The organism is Kribbella caucasensis (assembly GCF_004361855.1).
In the GTDB taxonomy this organism is placed as follows: Bacteria; Actinomycetota; Actinomycetes; order Propionibacteriales; family Kribbellaceae; genus Kribbella; species Kribbella caucasensis.
Window position 1 is genome coordinate 306383 of record NZ_SNWQ01000006.1, and the last position, 24307, is coordinate 330689.

Genomic DNA, 24307 nt, shown 5'->3' on the forward strand with positions numbered 1-24307 from the left:
CGCTCAGACCTCCTCGACGCTGTTCGGCTCACGCCGGGACAGGTCGATGCCCAGTTCCTCCGCTGCACGGAAGACGTCCTCCTCGCTGTCGCGCATCTCGACCCGGCTTCCGTCGGACGAGAGCACTTCCACGTTCAGACACAGGGACTGCATTTCCTTGACCAGAACCTTGAACGACTCCGGGATACCCGGCTCCGGGATGTTCTCGCCCTTGACGATCGCCTCGTACACCTTGACCCGGCCGACCACGTCGTCCGACTTGATGGTGAGCAGTTCCTGCAGCGCGAAGGCGGCGCCGTAGGCCTCCAGGGCCCACACCTCCATCTCGCCGAACCGCTGACCGCCGAACTGCGCCTTACCACCCAGCGGCTGCTGGGTGATCATCGAGTACGGACCGGTCGAACGCGCGTGGATCTTGTCGTCCACCAGGTGGTGCAGCTTCAGCATGTACATGTAGCCGACACCCACCGGCTCCGGGAACGGCTCGCCGGAGCGGCCGTCGAAGAGCCGGGCCTTGCCGGTGCCGTCGACCATCCGGACGCCGTCGCGGTTCGGCAGCGTGGAGCCGAGCAGGCCGGTGACCTCCTCCTCCTTGGCGCCGTCGAACACCGGGGTGGCGACGTTCGTGAACGGCTCGGCCTCGCCGGCGCCGATCTTGATCAGTCGCTGGGCCCACTCGTCCTTGTTGTCCGGGTCGACCTTCCAGCCACGACTGGCGACCCAGCCGAGGTGGGTCTCCAGCACCTGACCGACGTTCATCCGGCCGGGCACGCCCAGCGGGTTCAGGATGATGTCGACCTGGGTGCCGTCCTCCAGGAACGGCATGTCCTCGACCGGCAGGATCTTCGAGATGACGCCCTTGTTGCCGTGGCGTCCGGCGAGCTTGTCACCGACGGAGATCTTGCGCTTCTGCGCGACGTACACGCGGACCAGCTGGTTCACGCCCGGCGGCAGCTCGTCGCCGTTGTCGCGGTCGAAGACGCGGACCCCGATGACGGTGCCGTTCTCGCCGTGCGGCACCTTCAGCGAGGTGTCGCGGACCTCACGGGCCTTCTCACCGAAGATGGCCCGCAGCAGCCGCTCCTCCGGGGTCAGCTCGGTCTCGCCCTTGGGGGTGACCTTGCCGACCAGGATGTCGCCGGTGGTGACCTCGGCCCCGATCCGGATGATGCCGCGCTCGTCCAGGTCGGCCAGCATCTCGTCGGAGACGTTCGGGATGTCCCGGGTGATCTCCTCCGGACCCAGCTTGGTGTCGCGAGCGTCGACCTCGTGCTCCTCGATGTGGATCGAGGTCAGCAGGTCCTGCTGTACGACGCGCTGGCTGAGGATGATCGCGTCCTCGTAGTTGTGGCCCTCCCACGGCATGAACGCGACCAGCAGGTTGCGGCCGAGCGCCATCTCGCCCTCGTCGGTGCACGGACCGTCGGCGAGCGGGCTGTTCACCTCGACCCGCTGCCCGGCGTCGACCAGCGGACGCTGGTTGATGCAGGTGCCCTGGTTCGACCGGCGGAACTTCGCCAGCCGGTAGGTCTGGTACGTGCCGTCGTCGGCGGCGACCTCGATCAGGTCGGCCGAGACCTCCTTGACCACACCGGCCTTGTCGGCCACCACCACGTCACCGGCGTCGACCGCACCGCGGTACTCCATCCCGGTGCCGACCAGCGGAGCGTCGGCGGTGATCAGCGGCACGGCCTGGCGCTGCATGTTGGAGCCCATCAGCGCGCGGTTGGCGTCGTCGTGCTCCAGGAACGGGATCATCGCGGTCGCGACCGACACCATCTGGCGCGGCGAGACGTCCATGTAGTCCACGTCCTCGACCAGCACGAGCTCGACCTCACCGTGGCGGCGACGGACCAGCACGCGGTCCTCGGCGAACCGGTCGTCGTCGGTCAGCACGGCGTTGGCCTGCGCGATGACGAACCGGTCCTCCTCGTCGGCGGTCAGGTAGTCGACCTGGTCGGTGACGCCGCCGTCCACGACCTTGCGGTACGGCGTCTCGACGAACCCGAACGGGTTCACCCGGCCGTACGTCGCGAGCGAGCCGATCAGGCCGATGTTCGGGCCTTCCGGGGTCTCGATCGGGCACATCCGGCCGTAGTGGGACGGGTGCACGTCGCGGACCTCGAAGCCGGCCCGCTCCCGGCTCAGACCACCCGGGCCAAGGGCCGACAGGCGGCGCTTGTGGGTCAGACCCGCGATCGGGTTGGTCTGGTCCATGAACTGGGACAGCTGGGAGGTGCCGAAGAACTCCTTCAGCGCCGCCACCACCGGGCGGATGTTGATCAGGGTCTGCGGCGTGATCGCCTCGACGTCCTGGGTCGTCATCCGCTCCCGGACCACCCGCTCCATCCGGGCCAGGCCGGTGCGGAGCTGGTTCTGGATCAGCTCGCCGACCGTGCGCAGACGGCGGTTGCCGAAGTGGTCGATGTCGTCCTCTTCGACGACGATCTCGCCCTGCGGCGCGTCCAGGTCGGTCTTGCCCTCGTGCAGCGCGACCAGGTACTTGATCGTCGCGACGATGTCGTTGATCGTCAGGACGGCCGTGTCGTGCGCCTCGTCCCGGCCGAGCTTCTTGTTGATCTTGTACCGGCCGACCTTGGCCAGGTCGTAGCGCTTGCCGTTGAAGTAGTAGTTGTCCAGCAGCGCCTGCGCGGCCTCGCGGGTCGGCGGTTCACCCGGACGCAGCTTGCGGTAGATGTCCAGCAGCGCGTCGTCCTGCCCGGAGGTGTGGTCCTTCTCCAGGGTGAGGCGGATCGACTCGTACTCGCCGAACTCCTCCAGGATCTGCGCGTCGGTCCAGCCGAGCGCCTTGAGCAGCACGGTGACGTTCTGCTTGCGCTTGCGGTCCAGCCGCACGCCCACCATGTCGCGCTTGTCGACCTCGAACTCCAGCCACGCGCCGCGCGACGGGATGATCTTGGCGGTGAAGATGTCCTTGTCGGAGGTCTTGTCCGGTGTGCGCTCGAAGTACACACCGGGGGACCGGACGAGCTGGGAGACGACGACACGCTCGGTGCCGTTGATCACGAAGGTGCCCTTGCGCGTCATCAACGGGAAATCGCCCATGAAGACGGTCTGGCTCTTGATCTCGCCGGTCTCGTTGTTCATGAACTCGGCGGTGACGAACAGCGGCGCCGAGTAGGTGACGTCGCGCTCCTTGCACTCGTCGACCGTGTTCTTCGGCGGCTCGAACCGGTGGTCACGGAACGACAGCGACATGGTGCCGCTGAAGTCCTCGATCGGGGAGATCTCCTCGAAAATCTCTTCCAGGCCGCTGGGGCCGGACAGATCCGACCGTCCCTCGGCCTCGGCGGCGGCCACCCGGGCCTGCCACGTTTCGTTACCGACCAGCCAGTCGAAACTGTCCACCTGCAGCGCAAGCAGATCCGGAACCTCGAGAGGCTCGGAGATCTTTGCGAAGGAGATGCGGCGGGAGCCGGAAACGTCGGAAATGCTGTCGGACTGGGGGTTGCGCGAGGCGACCAAGGGGCGTCCTTCCACGGGCTCGCAGAAATCACTTCGGTGCTGGGAGCGCACGCCGAACCACCCTAGTCAAGTCTTGACCTGAGCCAGGGTGAAGAGTAAAGGCAGCGCAAAGCAATAGGTTACCCGATCAGGGCAAGGCTGTCCAATGGGGTCCAACACTATGCCGTCGGACCACCTACTCAGTCAAGGACCGACCCGGGGTCTCAAGCGGGTGATGACCCGCGAGCCGCCCGGCAAGTCCCATCCGGAGCCACCCCTGAGACTACAGTCCGGCGATCTCCTGGACCAGCCATTGACCACCGTTTCGAACCATCGTGAACCGGGTTCGGTTCAGGTCCACCCGCGGTTTACCCTGCGTGATCGTGCTGGTGGTGGTCTGGTTCACGAAGATGACCAGGGTGACCCGGTTCGCGTCGCCGTCGCGGACGCCGACCTCGCGGACCTCGGCCCGGACGGTCGCCTTGGTCTTGGTGGCGAGCTCGCCGGCCACCTTGGCGGTCTCGTCGAACTTGGCCGCGAATTCGGGGGTCATCGTCGCCCGCGCGGCCGCGAAGCTCTTGTCCAGCGAGCGGTAGTCGTAGCTGAGCGCCGTCTCGGCCGCCTTCCGGCCCGCCGTCGCCGCCTCGTTCCGGGCGTCCTCGGCCTCCTGGCCACGCCACGCCTTCAACCCGAGGAACCCGGCCAGCGCGAGCACGATCACGATCAGCACGGACAGAGACACCGTGAGTACGACGTTGACGCGGTTCGGCTGACTGACTACCGGCTCGCTGACTTCTTCGGACTCGACAGATTGGTCACTGTCCGTGGTCTCGTCAGGGGTGACTACCTCTTCGACGGCCTCTTCCGGCTGCTCGAGTGTGGCGGGAGTCACTTGCTCCGCCGTACGGCGCTGGCCGGCGATCCGGGGGCGGTTGCGGGGGCGATCCGGCATCAGCCCACCACCTGGAGGTCGGCGGTGAGCCAGCGGTCCTGTTCGCGGACCAGGTCCAGCTTGATCCGGTAGCGCCGCTCCACCCCGTCGGCGGACGCGGTGTTGGTCACCACCGCGTTCACGATCACCAGCACCTGGGCCGAGTCCTTGTCGTTCGACACCACCGCGGCCTCCTTCACGTCGCCCTTGGAGGTCGCCTTGTTCGTCACCACCTCGGCCTTGACCTGGTTCGACCCGGCCGCGAACTCCTCCTTGAACTGCCCGGTGGAGTCGTCCAGCACCCGCTTCGCGTCGGCGTCCCAGCTCTCGTAGTTGTACGTGGTGAAGTCGAGCGCCAACTGCCGGCCCGCCTGCATCGCACCGGCACGGGCGTCGGCCCGCGCGTTCTGCCGGCTCAACGCGACCACGGAGACGACGGCCGCGGCCAACGCGACGACCAGCAGCACGCTGAGCGCCCAGGCCAGGATCGCCTGACCCCGTCGGGAGATCGAGGTCACTGGCTGGTCACCGGACCGAGGATGAGGGCTTTCCAGGAGTCCGAGCCGAGGTAGTCCGCCTGGCCGCCGGTCGAGCCGAGCACGAGCTCAGGCATCCCGCCGGAACCGCCCGCGGACCTGGTCGTGGTGTCGTACCCGACGCCGTAGCCGGTCCGGTTCAGGTCTTCCCGCGACGACGGTGCGGGCTTGTTCTGCGCGCCGCGGACGTTTACGCCGGACCCGGGTGCCGCAGTACAGCCTGCCTTGGTGTTGGCGGGCTTGTCGGTGGTGTCCTGCGGGACCCGCTTGTCGGTGGCGTTGTAGCCCGCCCGGCACGCGGCTGGGTCGAAGCCGAGCACCAGGCCGAAGTGCGCGTCGTAGTGCCCGGTCCCCTTGTCCCGGCCCGGTACGACGTACCCGCCCATCGCGACCGCCGGGTACACCACCATCAACTGCTCGACGGCGTCCAGCCGGACCGCGGTGATCTCGCTCATCGTCAGCAGGTTACCTAGCAGCACCGCGATGTCCGCACGGTTCTCCGAGATCAGCGCCGTGACCTGCTCGGATGCGCCCGAGCCCTGGTCGATGACCGTGCGCAGCGGCTTGTCCGAGGCAACCAATGTGTCCGACAGCAGAGCCAGGTTCTTCGCCCAGGTCCGGATCGCGTCGCCGCTGGCCACCTGGGTGGCGAGCACGGTGTTGCCGTCGTTGATCAGCTTGATCGTCTGGGCGATGTTCGCGTCCGCGTCGTTGATCAGCAGGCCGGAGCTGTCGATGATCTTCTGCAGGTCGCCGCCCTTGCCGCGAAGCGCGTCGCCGAGCTCCTTGACCGTGGTCCGCAGGCTCTCCTTGTCGACCGAGTTCACCAGCTGGTCGAGGTTCAGCAGCAACTCGGTGGTGTCGATCGGGATCGCGGTGTCCGCGCGGTCGATCTTCGACCGGTCCTGCAGATAGGGGCCGTCGTCGCGGCGCGGCTGCAGGTCGACGTACTGCTCGCCGATCGCCGACCGGTTGGCGACCACCGCCAGGACGTCGTTCGGGATCTTCACGTCCTTTTCGATGTCCAGGTTGACTTCGACACCGTCGGAGAGCAGTTTCAGCTCGCCGACCCGGCCGACCGGCTTGCCGCGGTAGGTCACCTCGGCGCCGGAGAAGATGCCGCCGGACTCGGCGAAGCTGGCGCTCACGGTGTAGTCGTCGTCGAACAGCAGCTTGTCGACCTGGGCGTACTTGCCGCCGACGTACGCGATGCCGACCACGGTGATGAGCAGGAACACCATCAACTGGATCCGGACGGTTCTGCTGATCACTTGACCACCCCCGGCATCAGCACCTTGGCCAGCTCGGGGTCGAACCCGCTCCGGTTCAGCGTCGGCGTACAGGCGGGCAGGCCGAGCACGGTGATGCAGCTCGTCGCCGTGCCGGTCGGCACCGGTAGCGGCGGCAACCCACCGGGCTTCGTCGGGTTCCGCACCGGCAGGCTCAGGGTGGCCGTTGGCACCGAGGTCGGCCCGACGGTCGGCAGGTTGAGCCCGAGCAGACCCTGCAGCGCCTTCTGTGAGTTCACGTCCAGCGTGATGTTGAGGTTGGTGAAGTCACCCTGCACCGCTTTCGCCGCCGCGTCCGGGAACGGATACGTCAGCAACAGCTCCAGCGACTTCGGCAGGTTCTCCCCCGCCTCGGCCAGCTTCGTCAGCACCGGGTACAGCGACTTGAGGTTGGCCACCAGGTCCGCCTGCGACGCCGTGATCACCCGGGTCGCGGTGTTGCCCAGCTTGGCCAGGGCCTGCAGCGTCTTCACCAGGGCCGCACGCTGCTTGTCCAGGGTGGCGATTGACTTCGGCAACGAGTCGATCGCGGTCGCCAGCGTCTCCTTCTGTGCGTTCAGCTTCTTCGCCAGCGCGTCGACCGCGGTGATCGCGGCGACGATCTTCTCCTTGTTGGCGTCCAGCGTGCCGACGAAGGTGTTCAGCTGGGTGAGCACGCTGCGGATGGCCGGCTCGTTGCCGGTCAGCGCCTTGTTCAGCTCCTGGGTGATGATCTGCAGCTGGGCCACGCCACCACCATTGAGCAGCAGCGACAGGGCAGCCAGGACTTCCTCGACCTCGACGTTGCTGGTGGTCCGGGACAGCGGGATCAGCTCGCCGTTCTCGAGCTTGCCGCGCGGCTGCTCGGTCCCGGTCGGCGGTGCCAGCGAGACGAACTTCTCGCCGAGCAGGCTGGTCTGCCGGATCGTCGCGCGCGCGTTGTCCGGCAGCTCGACGGTCTTCGGCAGCTTCAGCCGGACCTTGGCGACGTACCCGTCCAGCCAGACCTTCTCGACCGTACCGACGGTGACATCGTCCACCTTCACCGACGACTTCGGCACCAGGTCCAGTACGTCGGTGAACTCCGCGGTGATCGTGTACGCCGGGCCCTTGATCTTGGCGCCACCGGGCAACGGCAACGAGTAGACGCTGAAGTCACACCCGCTCAGCACAGTGGCGAGAGCGACCACGCCGGCCACCACCGCAGTACGGCGAATCCTCATCGCGACACCTCCCCGGGAACGAGACCGCCCAAGGTCGGGTCAACCGGGTCGGGGCTCGGCAGCTTCGGCTTCGGCGCGGGCGCCCACGGCGTACCGGCGGGGCCACCGGAGCCGGTCAGGCTGCTCAGCAACGGGAGCTTCGGCAGTGCTTCGAACACGGGCTTCAGCGCCGAGCACGTCGAGAGCGGCTGGTTCGCCTGCAGCAGCAAGGAGCAGATGAAGTCCGCCGGGTCGTCCAGCTGGGCCATGTTCACCCGCTGGTCCAGCGTCCCGTACTGCGGGTTGTAGACGCGGGCCAGGTTCCCCAGGCCGAGCGGAGCGGTCTCCAGCACCTCCGCGATCGCCGCCTTCTCCTTGACCAGGATCTGGGAGAGCTGGGTCGCGCTCGACACGGTCGTCCGAACCAGCGCGCGGTTGTCCTTCACGAAGGTCGCCACCTCGCCGAGCGCGGTCGCGAGCAGGTTGAGCGCGGCCGCCAGATCCTTCCGCTCCCCCGCCAGCGTGGTCGAGGTGGCGGCGAAGTTGGTGTTGAACTGCTTCACCAGCTGATCGTTCGCGGCCAGCGCGGACACGAACGTCTGCAGCTGGCGGATCGTGCTGAACAGGCTCTTGGAGTTGCCCGAGAGGGTCTGGGTCAGCGTCGACACGTCGGTGATGGTCTGGTTCAGCTTGGCGCCCTGGCCGTTCAGGTTGGCCGCGGACACGTCGAGCAGCCGGGACAGCGCGCCCTGGTCGTTCGCACCCTTCGGGCCGAGCGCGACGGACAGGTCATTCAGGCTCTGGTAGATCTGGTCGAGCTCGAGCGGTACGGCGGTCCGGGCCAGCGGGATCTCGGCGCCGTCGGCCATCACGTCGCCCTTGGAGTAGACCGGGGTGAGCTGGATGTAGCGGTCGGCAACGATCGACGGCGACGCGATCACCGCCTTGGCGTCGGCCGGCACCTTGTGCTCGGCCTCCCACCAGAACTTCACCCGGACCGCACGACCGGCCGGCGTGACGCTCTCGATCTCGCCGACCTTGATGCCGAGGATCCGGACGTCGGAGCCGGGGTAGACGCTGACCGCACGCGGGAAGTACGCGGTCGCGGTGACGCGCTTCGGCTGCGGCCAGAGCGAGACGACGCTGACGGCGAGAATCACCAGGACCACGCCGAAGGTGATCAACCGGGTCACCGAGGCGATCTTCATCGGCTCGCACCTCCCAGGATCGGCAGCCCGGGAATCGGTACCTGCGGCAACGGGACTTCCGGGACCGGGACCACGTTCTCCAAGTAGGTGTCGAACCACGGCCCGGTGCCGAGCGTGTTGGTGAACACGCGGACGAACGGCGCCAGGTTGCGCAGGGTGGCGTCCAGGGCGTTCTGGTTCTTCAGCAGCGTCGCCAGCACCGCGTTCACCTTCTGCAGAGTGGGCGCGAGATCCTTGCGGTTCTCCCGGACCAGCGCGGTGATCTGGGCGGACAGCTTCTGGGTCGACACCAGCAACTGGTGGATCAGCGCACGCCGCGCCTGCACCGCCTGGAAGACCGTGTTGCCGTCCTTCAGCAGCTTGACCAGCTCCTGGTTCCGGTCGGCCAGGATCTTGGTGACGGTGTCGGAGTGCTGCAGCAGCTTCTTCAGCTCCTCGTCCCGTTTCGCCACCGTCCGGGACAGCCGGGACAGACCGGTCAACGACGCCTGTACTTCGTCCGGCGTGTTCCGGAACGTCGTCGACAAGGTGTCGAGCGCCCGGGCCAGCTGAGCCGTGTCGATCCGCTCGGTCGTGTTGGCCAGATCGGTGAACGCGTCGACCACGTCGTACGCCGAAACCGTGCGGTCCAGCGGGATCTCGGAGCCCTCCTTGAGCTCACCCGCACCGGCCGGGTTCAGCTTCAGGTACTTCTGCCCGAGCAGCGTCTTGATCTTCATCTCGGCGCCGGTCTTGTCGCCCAGCTTGACCCCGCGATCCACCACGAAGTCGACCCGGACGTGGGTGCCCTCCAGCTCGACCTTCCGGACCTGGCCGACCCGTACGCCGGCGACGCGGATCTCGTCGTTCGGCTTGAGCCCGCCCGCCTCGGAGAACTGCGCGGAGTACTTCGTCCCGCCCCCGATCAGCGGCAGGTCCTGCGCCTTGAACGCGGCCATCATCAGCAGCCCGATCACCGTCAGGCCGACGACGCCGATGGTCACCTGGTTCTGTTCGCGGAAGGGCTTCATCGCTGACACCTCGCCGAGTTGTTGTCGTAGGCGACTGGGATGCGCGTGCCGAGTGGCAGGGTGACGTTGCCGTCGAAGCCACACAGGTAGAAGTTGAACCAGGAGCCGTACGACGCGGTCCGGGTCATCGTGTTCAGCTTCGACGGCATGTTCTGCAGCGTCTTCACCCAGATCGCCTGGGTGTCGTCGAGCGTGGTGGACACCTGCCGCAACCGGTCCAGGTCCGCCTTGATCGGGACCCGGGTCTGCTGCAACAGGCCGGCCGTCTTGTTGTTCAGCGAGTTGATCGAGCCGAGCGAGCCGAGGATCGGGTGGATGTCCTTGCTCAGCCCGGTGATGAACCGCTGCAGGTTGACCAGCAGGGCGGTGAAGTTCTGCTGCCGCTGGGAGACGATCTGCAGGGTCGCGGTCAGGTTGGTGATCAGGTCGCCGATCACCTTGTCCGAGTCCGCGAGCGTGCTGGTCAGCGACGCGGTCCGGGCCAGCAGGCTCTCGATCGTGCCGCCCTCGCCCTGCAGCACCTTGATCACCTCGAAGGCGAACTGGTTCACGTCCGCCGGGGTGAGCGCGGTGAACAGCGGCTTGAACCCGTTGAACAGCACCGACAGGTCCAGAGCCGGCGCGGTGCGGTCCTTGTCGATGACGTCGTTCTTCTTCATCCGGGTGCCGCCGCCGACGCCTTCGGTGAGCGCGACGTACCGGTTGCCGACCAGGTTCCGGTAGCGCAACGTGGCCCGGGTCGAGGTGTAGAGCACCTGGTCGGAGTCCACGCTGAAGGTCACCATCGCCAGGGTGTCCTCGTGTAGCGCGATCTTGTCCACCTGGCCGACCCGGACACCCGCGATCCGGATGTCGTCGCCCTTGTTCAGCCCGACCACATCGGTGAACACGGCCTTGTACTTCGTCGTCGGGGTGAAGCTGATGTTCCCGATCGTGACGGCCAGCAACGCGGTCGCGATCGAGGTGACGACAACGAAGATCGCCAGCCGGGCGGTGTCGAACGAGGTCTTCTTGTCCAGGAGTTTCACTTCAGGTTCACCTGGCCTCCGCGCATCAGGGGGCCGACCATCAGGGTGGTCAGATCCGGTACGTCGCCGGGGGCCACGCCCATCGCCGGACCGACCACCGAGTCGATGACCTGCTGCTCCGCCGGGCTGCCGGCCGCACCGGAGTCCATCGCGAACCCGGGGGCGGCCCGGTTCAGCTGCAGGTTCACGGGGAATCGCTCGTTCTTGTTGTGGTCGCCGATCACGCCGTCCTCACCGGTGATGTACGGCGCCGGGTTGTCCTGCGTGTACGGACCCGGCTTCGCCCCTGGGTGGCTGTAGTTCTTCCCGACGCAGGTGGGCCCGCGCTTGTCGAGGTACTTGGGCAGCTCGTTCGGCTGGTACGGCGTGGGCTGGTTGGTGATCAGCTCGAGGTTGATGTTCAGGGCGCCGTTGCGGAACGTGTCGTTCAGGATCGGCGCGGTCTCGGTCATCACCCGGAGGAAGCACGGGTACTCCGGCGAGTACTTCTCCAGCAGGTCGAGCACCGGCCGGCTCACCTCGCCGAGCCGGATCACCCGGTCCTCGTTCTCGGTCAGGAACCCGTCGGCCGTTGTCGACAGCGTGGACACGTCGGTGAAGAACTTCTGCAGCTGCTGCTCCTTCTCCACCACGGTGTTGCCGGTGATGGTCAGGTTGCGCAGCGCCCGGGCCAGGTCGGGCGTGACGTCGCCGTACAGCGCGGAGACCTGGGTCAGCTTGGTCAGCGCCGCGACCAGCTCCGGCATGCTCGGATTCAGCTTCTTCAGGTAGCCGTCCAGCTGGGTCAGCGTCTTGGCGATGTCCTCACCGCGACCTTCGAGCGCGGTGGCCAGCGCGTTCAGGGTGGCGTTCAGGTCGGCCGGGTCGACCGCCTGGAGCAGCGGCAGCGCGTCGTTCAGCACCTTCTCGATCTCGATGCCGACCGCCGTCTTGTCCCGGGAGATCACGTCACCGGCCTTGATGTGCTGCCCCTCGTTGCCGGCCGGTGGGACCAGCGCGACGTACTTCTCGCCGAACAGCGTCTTCGGCAGGATCCGGGCGCTGACCTCGCGGGAGATCTCCTCGACCTGGTCCGGTTTCAGGGCCAGCTCGACCGTCGCCTCGTCGCCGTCGGTGCTGACGTCGCGGACCTCGCCGACGATGACGCCGCGCAGCTTGACGTCCGCGTGCTTGTTCAGCTGCAGGCCGATGTGGCTGGTCTTCAGCTGCACGTCGACGGTGTCGGTGAAGACCTTCGCGTAGAACGCGTAGGTGAGCCAGAGCAGGAAGCACACCACGCCGATGAACGCGATGCCGAGGGCATGGGTGGAGAACCGCCGGACCATCCCCATCACCCCGCCAGCCGTACGGTCGTGGTGGTGCCCCAGATCGCCATCGACAGCAACAGGTCGACCACGTTGATGACGACGATGGAGGTCCGTACCGCGCGGCCGACCGCGACGCCGACGCCCGCGGGGCCCCCGGTCGCGTGGTAGCCGTGGTAACAGTGCACCAGGATCACCAGGACGGCGAAGACCAGCACCTTGCCGAACGACCAAAGAACGTCGCCCGGTGGTAAGAACAGATGGAAGTAATGGTCATACGTCCCCGTACTCTGCCCGTAGAACGTGGTCACCGTGAGCCGGGTGGCGAAGTACGACGCGAGCAGGCCGACGACGTACAGGGGAATCACCGCGATCAGGCCGGCGATGATCCGGGTGGTGACCAGGAACGGCAGCGACGGGATCGCCATCACCTCGAGCGCGTCGATCTCCTCGCTGATCCGCATCGCGCCGAGCTGCGCGGTGAACCCGCAGCCGACGGTCGCGGCCAGCGCGATCCCGGCGATCAGCGGGCCGATCTCGCGGGTGTTGATGTAGGCGCTGACGAATCCGGCGAAGGCCGAGGTGCCGATCTGGTTCAGCGCCGAGTAGCCCTGCAGGCCGACCTCGGTGCCGGTGAAGAAGGCGAGGAAGGTGATCACGCCGACGGTGCCGCCGATCACGGCCAGCGCGCCGGTGCCCAGGGTCACCTCAGCGAGCAGCCGGAGGATCTCCTTGCGGTACCGGGTGATCGACTTGCCGGACCAGGCCAGGGCCTTGATGTAGAAGGTCAGCTGCTCGCCCAGCCGGTCGAGCGAGCTGAGCGGTTTGCGGACCAGCGTGTCCATCAGGGCCGACATGTCAGGCCCCCTTCGGCGGGACGAGCTGGAAGTAGATCGCCGTCATGCAGAAGTTCGCGACGAACAGCAGCATGAAGGTGATCACCACGGACTGGTTCACCGCGTCGCCGACACCCTTCGGGCCGCCGCCCGCGTTCATACCCTTGTACGACGCGACCACGGCCGCGATGAACCCGAAGACGAGCGCCTTCGCCTGTCCCTGCCACAGGTCGGGCAGATGGGCGAGCGCGGTGAACGAGGCCAGATAACTGCCTGGTGTGCCGTCCTGCAGGACGACGTTGAAGACGTAGCCACCCATCACGCCGACGACGCTGACGAACCCGTTCAGGAAGAAGGCGACCAGCATCGTGGCCAGCACCCGCGGCACCACCAGCCGGTGGATCGGGTCGATGCCGAGCACCATCATCGCGTCGAGTTCCTCGCGGATCTTCCGCGCGCCCAGGTCCGCGCAGATCGCCGAGCCACCAGCCCCGGCGATCAGCAGGGCGGTCGCGATCGGCGACGCCTCCCGGACCACGGCCAGCACCGCGGCCGAACCGGTGAACGCCTGCGCGCCGAACTGTTTGATCAGCCCGCCCACCTGCAGCGCGATCACCGCGCCGAACGGGATCGCGACCAGGGCGGTCGGGATGATCGTCACACTGGCGACGAACCAGGCCTGCTGCAGGAACTCGCGCACCTGGAACGGCCGCCGGACCGAGGCCCGGGCGGTGTCGAGGGCGAAGGCGAACAGGGAGCCGGCGTGCTTCAGCGGGGCGGTCGTGGAAACAGTCACGTGGTGGCCCCCACGACGTCAGCGGCGAAGGAGCCTGGCGGTGGGGTGACTCCGTTCTCCCGGCACCACTCGCCCGGCGGTCGCTGGGTCGGCCGGATCACGCCGCTGCTCGGCAGTTGCTGCACCGGGATCGGCGGTAGCGGCGGCAGCTCCTGGTCGGCCTCCCGGGCCAGCTCGTCGGCGTCCTTCTCCTCGGACATGCCGATCGGGCCGACCCGCTGCGCGTTCAGGAATTGCCGGACCACCGGCTCCTCGCTGGACAGCAGCATCTCGCGCGGGCCGAACATGGCCAGGTGCCGGTGGTACAGCAGGCCGATGTTGTCCGGCACGGTCCGGGCGGTGTTGATGTCGTGGGTGACGATCAGGCAGGTCGCCTGGGTCATCTCGTTCAGGTCGATGATCAGCTGGTTGAGGAACGCCGTACGGACCGGGTCGAGGCCGGAGTCGGGCTCGTCGAAGAGCAGGATCTCGGGTTCCAGCACCAGCGCGCGGGCCAGCCCGGCCCGCTTCCGCATCCCGCCGGAGATCTCGCCGGGCAGCTTCTTCTCCGCGCCGACCAGGCCGACCATCTCCATCTTCTCCATCACGATGGAGCGGATCTCGGACTCGGACTTCTTGGTGTGCTCGCGGAGCGGGAAGGCGACGTTGTCGTACAGGTTCATCGAGCCGAACATCGCGCCGTCCTGGAACAGCACGCCGAATAGCTTGCGCACCTCGTAGAGCCTGCGCTCCGAACAGGTGGCGATATCGGTGCCCTCGATGTGCACGTGGCCCTTGTCCGGCTTGAGCAGGCCGATCAGCGTCTTGAGGAAAACGGACTTACCGGTTCCGGAAGGGCCGAGCATCACACAGATCTCACCTGCGGGCAGCGTGAGAGACACGTCGCCCCAGATGAGCTGGCTTCCGAAGGATTTTGTGAGTCCTTCGACGCGGACTTCTACGCCCACCGGTCCTCCTCACGGGTCTGTCGTGCTGCCCCGACCGACGACGTTCTGACGGTCCAACGAGGGCGCGGTGCCCTAGGTTACGCACGAGTACCTTTTTCCGTAACCCCTCGATGTCAACCGTTCATGACCGATGAGTCACGCTCTGGTCACGCACCCGACCTCGGGTACAGTCCTGCGCGTCGCCCTTCGTGGTGACGAAAGGGCCCCAGTCGCCGGAGGAACAGTGCCGCGGTCAGCAACCTGGTTGAGCCGGCTGCGGCCGGAGCAACAGCCGCCGCAAGGGATCGCCTCGCCGCAGCACGGCGACCAACTGCCGCATCCGCGCTCCGAGATCCTAGCCCTGACCGGGGTCCGGGCCGCGGCAGCACTCGCCGTAGTCCTTCATCACATCGGGTTACCGGCGTCGGCGCCGGAACCGCTGCGGAATCTGGTTGCCTCCGGCTACATCGGCGTACCGCTGTTCTTCATGCTGTCCGGGCTGGTGCTGGCCTGGAACTACTCCTCGCTGACCATCCTGTCCGGCGCCCGGCTCTGGCGGTTCTACCTGGCCCGGATCGCGCGGGTGATGCCGCTGTACTGGGCCGTGTTGCTGTTTCTCGTCCTGCAGCGCGCGGCCAACGGCGTACCGCAGGAGTCGTTGTGGCGGCATGTGCTCGCGATCCAGGCCTGGTCGGGTGACTACTCGATCGGTCAGGCCAGCTACAACCCGCCCGGCTGGTCGATCTGCGTCGAGATCTTCCTGTACGCCGTGTTCCCGCTGCTGGTGCCGGTGATCGCCTTTGTCTCCAAGCGATTCGGGGTGGCCGGGCTGGTCGGGGTGATCGCGTTCGCGTTCGCCGTCCAGGTCGCGCTGGTGGCGATCTTCACCGCCGAGGGGTGGGCGTTCCTGTCGGTGAAGGATCCGGCGTCCGGGCATCGGTGGCTGTACCGGAATCCGTTGCCGCGGTTGTCGGAGTTCGTGATCGGGATGTCGCTGGCGTTCCTGTTGCTGCGTGGGTTCAAGCTGCGGACGCGGGTCGCCGGATGGTTGCAGGCGGCATCGGTTGCGGTGGTGCTGGTGGTCGCGTCTCTCGGGCCGACGTTGGCGCGGTGGGAGCTGCCGGCTTTCTACGGCGCGATGTGGACCGTGCCGTTCGCCGTGCTGCTGCTGTCGCTTGCGGCTGCTCCGTCGGCCTGGTTGTCGAGGTTCTTCGCGACGCGGGCGCTGGTGACGTTGGGGACGGCCAGTTACGCGGTGTACCTGACGCATCGGCCGTTACTACCCTTCCTGGGCAAGGATCGAGGCAGCATGCTGACCGATCCGGCCGGCTGGGCGCCGTACGTCGGGGTCGTGGTGATCGTGGGTCTTTGCCTGCTGATCGGGGAAGGCGCGCACCGGCTGATCGAAGTACCGGCTCGACGGGCCGTACTGCGATTGGCGCGGCGGCCTCGACCGGTCACTGAGCGTACGCCGACGGAGGTGTCCGCGTGAGCGGTCTCACATCGGTGTCCGAGGGGGCCGCACTGTCGCACCCGCGGCCGGAGATCCTTGCGCTGACTGGGTTGCGGGGCCTGGCCGGGGTTGCGGTGGTTGCGTCGACCGTCGGGGTGTGGCGGACCGCGCCGGACGTGCTGCACGACCTGGTCGCAGGGGTTGGGGTGTTGGCGATCCCGTTCTTCTTGGTCCTGTCCGGATACGTGCTGGCTTACAACTACCCGTCGCTCAGCTACTCGGCGGGCCGGCAGCTGATCGGGCGCTACGCCATGGCGCGCGTGGCCCGGCTTGCTCCGCTCTTCCTGGTTGTCGGCGCCTGCGTGCTGCTACTCGGCGCCCTGAACGGTGGCGACTGGGTGCGCGCCGTCTACGCCGACCAGGCGTGGTTCGTGGCTTCGGTTGTCCTTTGCTACGCGGCATATCCGTTGCTGGCCGGCTTCGTCGCCTCCCGTCGGGTGGCTGCGATCGTTGCCGCCCTGGTAGTCGGCGCAGTCCTGCTGGTCGTGGAACTGGGCACGAGTGTGGAGCTCTACCGGATACCAATCGTGTGGTTGCCGGTCTTCGTGCTTGGCATGACGCTGCGTATGCCTTCCTTCCCACGCTGGCTGGCGAACCGGGTGCTGGTTCGCATCGGCGTCATCAGCTACCCCTTGTTCCTGACCCACAGCCTCGTCATCCACGGCTTCGGCCGAGTCCCCGCCGGCTCCGTGCCGAACGCCCTGCTCGCTCTCTGCTGGATCGCCCTGGCTGTCCTCGTTGCCGAAGGCGCCCACAGGTATGTCGGAGTCCCCGGCCGCCGGTGGCTGATGGATCTGGCCCGCCGCCTGGACCGGCGTACTGCTTCAGTAGACGGGTGAGAGATCTCCGGGCGCGCCGAAGGCTCGCCGAGCTGGTCGAGCGCGGGCTGGCCGACATCGACGGCTGGCTGGGCTGAGCGCTGTTCCTCCTGCTGGGCGAGGTCTAGCTTCAGGTTGGGAGGAGGGATGACAGATGAGCATCCAGCGTCGGACGTTTCTCGGGGCGGTCGCGGGCGGGGTTCTGGCCGGTGGGCCGTTCCAGGGGTTCGTTGCCGGGCCTGCTGCGGCGGATCCGAAGGGTAGTGCGCCGTTCCGGGAGTTGCGTGCGATCCCGGACCTGCGCGACGGCAAGGTCCGGTTGCATCTGCCCGAGGGGTTCTCCTACCGGTCGTTCCACGACACGGAGACCCCGGTGGTGCTGCGCGACGGCACCACGCTGCCCGGCCGGCACGACGGGATGGGCGCGTTCCAGCGGGGCAACGGCAACGTGATCCTGGTCCGCAACCACGAGCTGAACAACCCGGGTGCCCCGTTCGGCCCCGGTACGCCGTACGACAGCCAGGCCCAAGGCGGTACGACGACGATCGAGGTGACCCGCTTCGGCGAGGTCGTCGACGCGCACACCAGTCTGAACGGCACGATGATGAACTGCAGCGGCGGCATCATGCCGTGGCGCAGCTGGATCACCTGCGAGGAGACGGTCAACGGTCCCGACGTGGGACCCGACTTCACCGGGACGTCGAACGTGCCGCTGACCAAGCCGCACGGGTTCGTCTTCGAAGTACCGGCCAGCGGGCAGTCGGATCGGCGGCCGATCACGGGAGCCGGCCGGTTCGCCCACGAAGCGGTCTCGTTCGACCCGGTCGACGGCATCCTCTACCTGACCGAGGACAACTTCGCCTTCCCGTCCGGGTTCTACCGGTACCGTCCGGCCCGGCATCCGTTGAAGGCCGGCCGGCTCGACGATCAAGGTCGGCTGCAGATGCTCGCCGTACGAGGGCGCCCGAACCTGAACCTGGCCGCCGAGCAACCACAGCGGGCGACGTACGACGTGACGTGGGTCGACATCGACGATCCGGCACCGGAGTTCCCGTACGTTCCGGGTGAACCAGCGCCGACGACGAACGACCAGGCCCTTGTGTACGTCGGCGACCAGGGTCGCGCGCAGGGTGCGGCGTACTTCTCCCGGCTGGAAGGACAGGTGTACGACGACAACGTCGTCTACTTCTGCTCGACCCAAGGTGGTGGCGCCGAGGAGACAGGGCCGGACCCGGTCGGTGGTTATGGCAACGGCTTCGGTCAGATCTGGGCGTATCACACCCGGGCACGCAAGCTGCAGCTGATCTTCCAGTCGCCCAACCGGGAGACGCTGGACTTCCCGGACAACGTGACGACCAGCCGGCGCGGGACGCTGGTGCTCTGCGAGGACAACGTCGAGGACAACTACCTGCGCGGCCTGTCCAGAGGCGGTCAGCTCTGGGATATCGCGCTGAACCGGCTGACCAGCAGCACCGGCGTGCCCCGCTTCAACGACGAGTTCGCGGGGTCGACGTTCAGTCCCGACGGGCACACCTTGTTCGTCAACATCCAGGCCAGCCGCGGGCTGACCTTCGCGATCTGGGGTCCCTGGCGCACGATCGGCGTCTGAACGCGGCGAAGGGCGGCCCCGAGCCGGGACCGCCCTTCGGCGTACTGCTTGTGTGCGGCTGTCGCCGCACGGGTCACTTCAGGGTGACGGTGGCGCCGGCGCCCTCGAGGGCCTCCTTGGCCTTCTCCGCGGCAGCCTTGTCGACCTTCTCGAGGATCGCCTTCGGGGCGGCCTCGACGAGGTCCTTGGCCTCCTTCAGGCCGAGGCTGGTGAGACCGCGCACCTCCTTGATGACCTGGATCTTCTTGTCGCCGGCCGACTCGAGGACGACGTCGAACTCGTCCTGCTCGACAGCCTCTTCGGCTGCGGCAGCCGGGGCTCCCGCAGCGGCGGCGACGGCGACCGGAGCAGCGGCGGTCACGCCGAACTCCTCCTCGAACGCCTTTACGAACTCGGAGAGCTCGAGCAGGGTCAGTTCCTTGAACTGGCCGAGCAGCTCTTCGGTGCTGAGCTTCGCCATGTTGGCGGTCCTTCCGTAAATGTGGTGCTTAGGTGATGACTGAATGGGGTGTTGCGGTGAGGTCTGCTTCAGCTGTCGGCTGGAGCGGTTTCCTCGGTGCTCGCCTCGGCAGGTGCGTCGGCGGCATCCGACACCGCTTCCTCCGCTGCGACCTCGGGGGCAGCCCCGTCGGCCGGCAGCTTCTCCTGCAGTGCCGCGAACAGGCGTGCGGCCTGCGCCAGCGGAGCAGCGAACAGCGACACCGCCTGCTGCGGCGCCGCCTTCATCGCACCTGCGAGCTTCGCGAGGAGAACCTCACGCGACTCCAGGTCAGCGAGCTTGGTGATCTCGTCAGAGTTGAGTGCCTTGCCGTCCAGCACACCACCCTTGATGACGAGAAGGGGATTGGCCTTGGCGAAGTCACGCAGCCCCTTGGCCGCGACCACCGGGTCGCCCTTGATGAAGGCGATGGCCGACGGACCCTGAAGCAGCGAGTCGAACGACTCCACTCCGGCGTCCTTGGCAGCGATCTTGGTCAGCGTGTTCTTCACCACGGCGTAGTTCACGTCATCACCGAGCGTAGTGCGCAACTGCCGCAACTGCGCCACGGTGAGTCCGCGGTACTCGGTCAGCACGGCGCCGGTAGAGCTGCGGAAGTTCTCCGTGAGCTCTGCGACGTCGGCGGCCTTGTCCGGCCTCGCCATGGGTCTCCTTCCGCCCTGCCTCTCGACAGGGTTGGACTTGTCTGCCATGCCGGTCGGACCCACCCAATGAGAAACGCCCCTGCGCAGGCGCAAGGGCGTGAACAAACAAGAGCTCTTCACTTCCAAGTCACCTGCGCGGGCCGCCCACTCTGTGGGACCTTCAGCCGCTCCAGAAATTCCCGGAGCAACAACCAGCGGTCTTCGGCAGAGTCAAGAGTAACCGCCGCCGACCTCCCCACCAAATCGGTTACTCCACCCCTCCGTCGCCCACCCCTCCAACCGCCCGCCACCCGTCCGCCGCCAGCCCGTTCGCCGAACGAATCGGGGCACCTTGAACAACATCCCCGCCGTCCCGTGGCGGGAGCTTGAACAAGATCTGGGCACCTCGGACAGGCCATTTCTCTGTCCGCGGTCCCCGGATGTTGTTCAAGGTCCCGCGAAGGAGTTGCCAGTCGGCGAGGCAACCGCGGGTCAGTCGGGGCGGGTGCAGTCGGGTGGGGTCAGTCGGGGGTGGTGGGGTGGGGGTGTGGACGGGGTGGGATCCAGCGGTTCATGGCTAGGGCGGCGGCCCAGCCGGTGAGGCCCATCACCAGGATCGCGGGGCCGAGGGCGGTGAGGGCGGTGACGGCAGAGAGCAGGAAGGGGCCGCCGGCGTTGCCGGTGTCGGCGAAGAGGCGGAAGGCGCCGAGGAACTGGGCCCGGCCGACCGGCGGGGACGCGTCGGCGCCCAGCGTCATGATGATGCCGGCGCCGAGACCGTTGCCGAGGCCCATCAGCAGCGCGACCGCGGTCAGCGCACCGGCCGTATGGGTCAGCGGGAGGAGCAGATGGGCCAGGCCGAGCACGGTCATCGACGGGACCGCGACCCACTTCCGGCCGAACCGGTCCATCACCGACCCGGCCGGATAGAACAGCAACATGTCGACGGCGCCGGAGATCCCGAAGATCAGGCTGATCGTCTGCGGATCCAGTCCGATGTGCTCGGCCCAGAGCGGGATCACCACCTGCCGCGATGCCCGGATCGCGCCGACCAGGAGCGCGCCGACACCCAGGGTGCGTAGTACGGGCAGGTGTTCGCGGATCACGGACCTGGTGGACTGTACGGCGACCGGCCGGGCCAGGCGCTTCCGGCGTACGGACTCGAGGTCGGGCAGGCTCAGCAGTACGCCGCAGGCCAGGACCGCGGCGACGAGATGGACCCAGTACGCGCCGTCGGTGCCGAGGAAGCGCATCGCCAAGGCGCCCAGGAACGGACCGATGAAGGACCCGATCCGCTGGACCCCACCGAGTGTCGACAGCGCCCGCGCCCGCAACTGCAGCGGGATCGCCTCACTCAGATAGGCCTGCCGGGCGAGCCCCCAGACGGAGGCCGCGATTCCGGTCGCGGCGATCGCGATCGCCAGGCCCCAGACCGTCGGCACGAGCAGGCAGGCGACCAGAGCGACGGAGACGAGACCGGTCGCGAGCAGCATCGCGCGGCGTTCGCCGATCTTGGTGGTGAGAGAGCCGGCCGGGATGTCGCCGATCACCTGACCGACACCGGCGGCCGCGACGACCAGACCGGCCACCGCGAATGAGGCGCCGAGGTCCCGCGCGGACAACGCGACCACGGGAGCGATCGCACCCTGGCCGATGCCGTACAGGAGCGCCGGCAAGTAGACCGAAGGGGCGATCCTCCACAGACTCACGGGCCGTTCACCTTCGTCTACGGCAGTGCCTCCCAGCGTCTGATCACCCAGCCAGCGGCAGCCTAACTCCGCTGTTTTACATCGTGGAAATCCGTCCCATCAGGCGGAAGACCCCTCGGGCTGGGATGGTCGATTTCATGACCGTCCCTTCCGTCACGGAGTCGTGGGAGCGGATCGACAGCTGGCTCGCCCGGCACGCCGCACCGAGCTTCGCCCTGCTGGCCCCGCCCGTCACCGACGCCGACCTGCACTTCACCCAGCAGGTGGTCGATCTGCCGCCCGAACTCGTCGAGTCCCTGCGCTGCCATGACGGGCTGCTCACCTGGGCCAACCTGTTCCCGTCGCAACCGCCGTCGAGGTGCCGGACCATCGCCGCGAACTGGCAGCTGCGGATGGACCTCGCGCCGGATTTCGACGGCTTCACCGTCCACCCGCCGAACGACGAGTCGTACTGGCATCCGCAGTGGATCCCGTGGGCCGACGGTGACGGCGACCTCCAGGTGATCGACCTGCGACCGGGCCCGGACCACGGCCGGCTCGGCATGGCGTACCACGACAGCACCGGCGACTTCACCGAGAGCTGGCCGAGCCTCCCGGCGTACCTGGCCGACGTCGCCCGATCCCTGTACTCCGGCACCGGCGTCGGCGAGTGGTACCCCTACCTGCTGTCCGACGGCGCGCTGTGGTGGGACCTCGGCCCCGACCGGAAGGCGGTCACCAATCCGCTGCTGGACGGCACCGCGACGCCGCCCGAACCCCTGGTCCGCGCACCAACCGATTAGCTCAGCACGGCGAGCGCGTCGATCTCGACGAGCATCTGCTCCAGCGGCAGGCCGGGGAAGACGGTCGTCCGGGACGGCAGTACGCCGCTCGGCGTCCGCGGCTCGACGAACTCGGTGTAAGCCTCGTTCATCGCGGCGAAGTGGTCGCGGGTGGTGAGGTAGACGCGCAGCATCAGCACGTCGTCGAAGGTCGCGCCGCCGGCCTTGAGGATGGCCTCGATGTTCTGCAGCACCCGGGTGGTCTGCGCCTTCACGTCGCCTTCGAAGACGAACTCACCGCTCTCCGGGTCGACCGAACCCTGGCCGGAAACCTGCAGGATGTTCCCCTTGCGCACGCCCTGGGAGAAGACGGGCAGCGGCTTGGGGGCGTCGGGCGTGGAGATCTCGGTCTTGTCGGACACGGTGATGACCCTTCCTAGTTGTAGTCGCGGCCGATGGCGGCCGTGGTTTCGCGGAGTTCGGGAAGTAGTTCGAGGACCTGCTCGAAGTTGAGCAGGACGTCCGGCGCGGAGATCGAGATCGCGGCGACGACCCGGCCGACGCGGTCGGCGACCGGCGCGCCGATGCAGTTGATGAAGGACTCGTGCTCGGCCCTGTCCTGTGCCCAGCCCTGCTCCCGGACCCGGTCCAGCTCGTCGCGCAGGTCGTCCGGCCCGGTGATCGTGTTCGGGGTGAACCGGTGGTAATCGATCGATGCGAGCAACGCCTCTCGCTGCCGCTTGGGCTGAGCCGCGAGCAGCACCTTGCCGACGGCCGTGCAGTGCAACGCCGCCGGAACACCGACCTGCGAGTACATCCGGACCGACTGCACGCTGTCGAGCTTGTCGATGTAGATGACCTGCCCGTTCTCGTACGCCGCCAGGTGCACGGTCTGCCCGGTCCGCTGGTTCAGCTGCCTGAGATGCGGTTCGGCGACAGCCCGTACGACGTGTTGCTCGCGGGCCGCATCCGCCAGGCCGAACAGACGCGACCCCAATCGGTACCGATGCGACTCGTCCCGTCGTACGAACCGCTCGGTCTCCATCGTCCGCAGCAGCCGGAGCACCGTCGTCTTGTGCACCCCGAGCTCGGTCGCCAGCTGATCCAGCGACCGCTCTCCCTCGCCCAGGCTGACCAGGATCTGCAGGGCCCGCCCCAAGCTCTGGCTCACAACACCACCCCAGCCGGGCCAACACGTGCCTTGCCCCACTCATCATCGGAGCAATGCAACAACGCCATGCGGACGGCTGCCGACGGCGGCACTGCATGATCTTCACGCACGGCAAGGACGGCCGCAGCGCCCAGATGACCGAGCCGCAACCGCTGCTCCGTCGGCAAACCCTGCAGGGTCCCCGCCAGGAATCCGGCCGCGAACGCATCCCCCGCACCCACCGGCTCCACGACGTCGACCGTCAGCGCCGGGACCTCCGCCATCCCACCGTCCGGCGCCAGAGCGAGCGCCACGTGCGCGTCGGACTTCAGCACGATCGTCGCGCGCGGCCCGAGCATTTCCCGCAGCTTCTCCGGGTCATCGGTCCCGGCGAACTCAGTTGCCTCGTCCGCACCGAGCAGCACGACATCCGCAGCCCGCAGCAACCGCCAGAGCGCGGTTGGCTCCCGGTCGCGCCACAACGCGGGCCGCCAGTTGAGGTCGACGCTCAAGCTGAAGCCCAACTTGGCGCGCAAGGTCGCGAGGTGGTCCAGCATTTCGGCGGCGGTTGGCGAGAGAGCCGCGGTGATCCCAGTGGTGTGCACCAGGTCGGCGTTGGCCAACCGCTCCCGTACGGCCGGGCGATCCAGGAACGACGCGTCCATCGCCGACGCGGCCGAACCGGATCGGTAGTAGTGCATCCGGGACCGGCCGTCGAGGCTGTGCTTCACGTAGAGTCCGGTCGGCCGCGATTCGTCCCGTTCAACCCCTCCGACGTCGACGCTGCGCGCCTGCAGATCCCGCAGTACGTGGGTCCCGAAACCGTCGGCGCCGAGCCGGGAGATCCAGGTGGTCGGCACACCGAGCGCGGCCAGCCCGCCGGCCACGTTGCACTCCGCGCCGCCGACCGATCGCCGGAACGTCTCGACGTCCTCCAGCTGGGCACCCTCGGCGGCGAGCATGATCATCGCCTCGCCGAGACAGACCGCCCGTTGGACCAGGTCGGCCATCGGCACGTCCTCTCAGGCAGAGTTCTACTGTGACGCGGGTTCTGGCGTAACATAGCGCCGGAATGCCAGAATGCGCAATATTCGTTGCACGATACGCAATACCTG

22 protein-coding genes are annotated in these 24307 nt (G+C 67.6%); 4 read left to right on the top strand and 18 right to left on the bottom strand.

Translation table 11 applies throughout. The annotated features are described in order from the left end of the window. Positions 1 to 3 precede the first annotated feature (3 nt). The 12 genes from rpoB to EV643_RS15270 all read right to left on the bottom strand — a co-directional run bounded on the left by rpoB (position 4) and on the right by EV643_RS15270 (position 14531). Entirely contained in the window at positions 4 to 3486 is a 3483-nt protein-coding gene (rpoB, locus tag EV643_RS15215; protein WP_133800703.1) for a DNA-directed RNA polymerase subunit beta, read from the bottom strand. Between the two features lie 262 nt (positions 3487 to 3748). Continuing rightward, complete coding sequence (locus tag EV643_RS15220; RefSeq protein ID WP_133800704.1) at positions 3749 to 4417, bottom strand: hypothetical protein; 669 nt, start codon at positions 4415 to 4417, stop codon at positions 3749 to 3751. After that, a complete protein-coding gene (locus EV643_RS15225; RefSeq protein ID WP_133800705.1) occupies positions 4417 to 4914 on the bottom strand; it encodes an Rv1363c family protein in 498 nt (165 codons plus the stop codon). The genes EV643_RS15220 and EV643_RS15225 overlap by 1 nt, the downstream gene beginning before the upstream one ends. Then, positions 4911 to 6203, bottom strand: coding sequence for an MCE family protein (locus EV643_RS15230; RefSeq protein ID WP_133800706.1), 1293 nt, complete (start codon positions 6201 to 6203; stop codon positions 4911 to 4913). The genes EV643_RS15225 and EV643_RS15230 overlap by 4 nt, the downstream gene beginning before the upstream one ends. Further along, positions 6200 to 7423, bottom strand: coding sequence for an MCE family protein (locus EV643_RS15235; RefSeq protein WP_133800707.1), 1224 nt, complete (start codon positions 7421 to 7423; stop codon positions 6200 to 6202). Before EV643_RS15235 ends, EV643_RS15230 begins: the two co-directional genes overlap by 4 nt. Beyond that, entirely contained in the window at positions 7420 to 8610 is a 1191-nt protein-coding gene (locus EV643_RS15240) for an MCE family protein (protein WP_133800708.1), read from the bottom strand. The genes EV643_RS15235 and EV643_RS15240 overlap by 4 nt, the downstream gene beginning before the upstream one ends. Then, the gene (locus EV643_RS15245) at positions 8607 to 9620 is read right to left on the bottom strand and encodes an MCE family protein (RefSeq protein ID WP_133800709.1); all 1014 of its coding nucleotides are present in this window, start codon (positions 9618 to 9620) and stop codon (positions 8607 to 8609) included. Before EV643_RS15245 ends, EV643_RS15240 begins: the two co-directional genes overlap by 4 nt. Continuing rightward, positions 9617 to 10648, bottom strand: coding sequence for an MCE family protein (locus EV643_RS15250; protein WP_133800710.1), 1032 nt, complete (start codon positions 10646 to 10648; stop codon positions 9617 to 9619). Before EV643_RS15250 ends, EV643_RS15245 begins: the two co-directional genes overlap by 4 nt. Then, the gene (locus EV643_RS15255; RefSeq protein ID WP_133800711.1) at positions 10645 to 11973 is read right to left on the bottom strand and encodes an MCE family protein; all 1329 of its coding nucleotides are present in this window, start codon (positions 11971 to 11973) and stop codon (positions 10645 to 10647) included. The genes EV643_RS15250 and EV643_RS15255 overlap by 4 nt, the downstream gene beginning before the upstream one ends. A gap of 5 nt (positions 11974 to 11978) precedes the next feature. Beyond that, positions 11979 to 12809 (bottom strand): MlaE family ABC transporter permease, encoded by an 831-nt coding sequence (locus EV643_RS15260; protein ID WP_133800712.1) that lies wholly within the window; start codon positions 12807 to 12809, stop codon positions 11979 to 11981. Between the two features lies 1 nt (position 12810). Further along, positions 12811 to 13584 (bottom strand): MlaE family ABC transporter permease, encoded by a 774-nt coding sequence (locus tag EV643_RS15265; protein WP_133800713.1) that lies wholly within the window; start codon positions 13582 to 13584, stop codon positions 12811 to 12813. Beyond that, positions 13581 to 14531 (bottom strand): ABC transporter ATP-binding protein, encoded by a 951-nt coding sequence (locus EV643_RS15270; protein ID WP_133800714.1) that lies wholly within the window; start codon positions 14529 to 14531, stop codon positions 13581 to 13583. Before EV643_RS15270 ends, EV643_RS15265 begins: the two co-directional genes overlap by 4 nt. 223 nt (positions 14532 to 14754) lie before the next feature. Between EV643_RS15270 and EV643_RS15275 the strand changes: the two genes are divergently transcribed. From EV643_RS15275 to EV643_RS15285, 3 genes are all read left to right on the top strand, one after another. After that, the gene (locus tag EV643_RS15275; protein WP_166665446.1) at positions 14755 to 16002 is read left to right on the top strand and encodes an acyltransferase family protein; all 1248 of its coding nucleotides are present in this window, start codon (positions 14755 to 14757) and stop codon (positions 16000 to 16002) included. After that, the gene (locus EV643_RS15280; protein ID WP_133800716.1) at positions 15999 to 16862 is read left to right on the top strand and encodes an acyltransferase family protein; all 864 of its coding nucleotides are present in this window, start codon (positions 15999 to 16001) and stop codon (positions 16860 to 16862) included. The genes EV643_RS15275 and EV643_RS15280 overlap by 4 nt, the downstream gene beginning before the upstream one ends. Positions 16863 to 16995: 133 nt before the next feature. Further along, positions 16996 to 18450, top strand: coding sequence for a PhoX family protein (locus EV643_RS15285; protein ID WP_133800717.1), 1455 nt, complete (start codon positions 16996 to 16998; stop codon positions 18448 to 18450). Between the two features lie 73 nt (positions 18451 to 18523). Here EV643_RS15285 and rplL read toward each other — a convergent pair whose 3' ends face one another. The 3 genes from rplL to EV643_RS15300 all read right to left on the bottom strand — a co-directional run bounded on the left by rplL (position 18524) and on the right by EV643_RS15300 (position 21281). Beyond that, complete coding sequence (gene rplL, locus EV643_RS15290; RefSeq protein ID WP_133800718.1) at positions 18524 to 18910, bottom strand: 50S ribosomal protein L7/L12; 387 nt, start codon at positions 18908 to 18910, stop codon at positions 18524 to 18526. Positions 18911 to 18978: 68 nt separating this feature from the next. After that, positions 18979 to 19593 (bottom strand): 50S ribosomal protein L10, encoded by a 615-nt coding sequence (rplJ, locus tag EV643_RS15295; protein ID WP_133800719.1) that lies wholly within the window; start codon positions 19591 to 19593, stop codon positions 18979 to 18981. 500 nt (positions 19594 to 20093) lie between these two features. Next, positions 20094 to 21281 carry an MFS transporter gene (locus tag EV643_RS15300; RefSeq protein ID WP_166665447.1) on the bottom strand — a complete coding sequence of 396 codons (1188 nt, stop codon included), beginning with the start codon at positions 21279 to 21281 and terminating at the stop codon, positions 20094 to 20096. Between the two features lie 137 nt (positions 21282 to 21418). Between EV643_RS15300 and EV643_RS15305 the strand changes: the two genes are divergently transcribed. Next, on the top strand, positions 21419 to 22063 hold the full coding sequence (locus EV643_RS15305; RefSeq protein ID WP_133800721.1) for an SMI1/KNR4 family protein: 645 nt from the start codon (positions 21419 to 21421) through the stop codon (positions 22061 to 22063). On the opposite strand, the gene EV643_RS15310 is transcribed toward EV643_RS15305, so the two are convergent. From EV643_RS15310 to EV643_RS15320, 3 genes are read right to left on the bottom strand one after another with little or no spacing between them, the layout of a single operon-like run. Beyond that, positions 22060 to 22464: a RidA family protein gene (locus EV643_RS15310; protein WP_133800722.1), complete on the bottom strand. Its 405-nt coding sequence runs from the start codon at positions 22462 to 22464 to the stop codon at positions 22060 to 22062. The two genes, EV643_RS15305 and EV643_RS15310, sit on opposite strands and share 4 nt — an antisense overlap. Positions 22465 to 22478: 14 nt before the next feature. Then, complete coding sequence (locus EV643_RS15315; RefSeq protein ID WP_133800723.1) at positions 22479 to 23213, bottom strand: IclR family transcriptional regulator; 735 nt, start codon at positions 23211 to 23213, stop codon at positions 22479 to 22481. Next, positions 23210 to 24202, bottom strand: coding sequence for a sugar kinase (locus EV643_RS15320; RefSeq protein WP_133800724.1), 993 nt, complete (start codon positions 24200 to 24202; stop codon positions 23210 to 23212). Before EV643_RS15320 ends, EV643_RS15315 begins: the two co-directional genes overlap by 4 nt. Positions 24203 to 24307: the final 105 nt, after the last annotated feature.

Excerpts from the sequence above, each read along its gene's own strand:
- EV643_RS15245 (WP_133800709.1), bottom strand. The coding sequence starts at position 9,620 with ATGAAGCCCTTCCGCGAACAGAACCAGGTGACCATCGGCGTCGTCGGC.
- EV643_RS15220 (WP_133800704.1), bottom strand. The coding sequence starts at position 4,417 with ATGCCGGATCGCCCCCGCAACCGCCCCCGGATCGCCGGCCAGCGCCGT.
- EV643_RS15235 (WP_133800707.1), bottom strand. The coding sequence starts at position 7,423 with ATGAGGATTCGCCGTACTGCGGTGGTGGCCGGCGTGGTCGCTCTCGCC.
- rplL (WP_133800718.1), bottom strand. The coding sequence starts at position 18,910 with ATGGCGAAGCTCAGCACCGAAGAGCTGCTCGGCCAGTTCAAGGAACTG.
- EV643_RS15285 (WP_133800717.1), top strand. The coding sequence starts at position 16,996 with ATGAGCATCCAGCGTCGGACGTTTCTCGGGGCGGTCGCGGGCGGGGTT.
- EV643_RS15305 (WP_133800721.1), top strand. The coding sequence starts at position 21,419 with ATGACCGTCCCTTCCGTCACGGAGTCGTGGGAGCGGATCGACAGCTGG.
- EV643_RS15255 (WP_133800711.1), bottom strand. The coding sequence starts at position 11,973 with ATGGTCCGGCGGTTCTCCACCCATGCCCTCGGCATCGCGTTCATCGGC.
- EV643_RS15320 (WP_133800724.1), bottom strand. The coding sequence starts at position 24,202 with ATGGCCGACCTGGTCCAACGGGCGGTCTGTCTCGGCGAGGCGATGATC.
- EV643_RS15240 (WP_133800708.1), bottom strand. The coding sequence starts at position 8,610 with ATGAAGATCGCCTCGGTGACCCGGTTGATCACCTTCGGCGTGGTCCTG.
- EV643_RS15260 (WP_133800712.1), bottom strand. The coding sequence starts at position 12,809 with ATGTCGGCCCTGATGGACACGCTGGTCCGCAAACCGCTCAGCTCGCTC.
- rplJ (WP_133800719.1), bottom strand. The coding sequence starts at position 19,593 with ATGGCGAGGCCGGACAAGGCCGCCGACGTCGCAGAGCTCACGGAGAAC.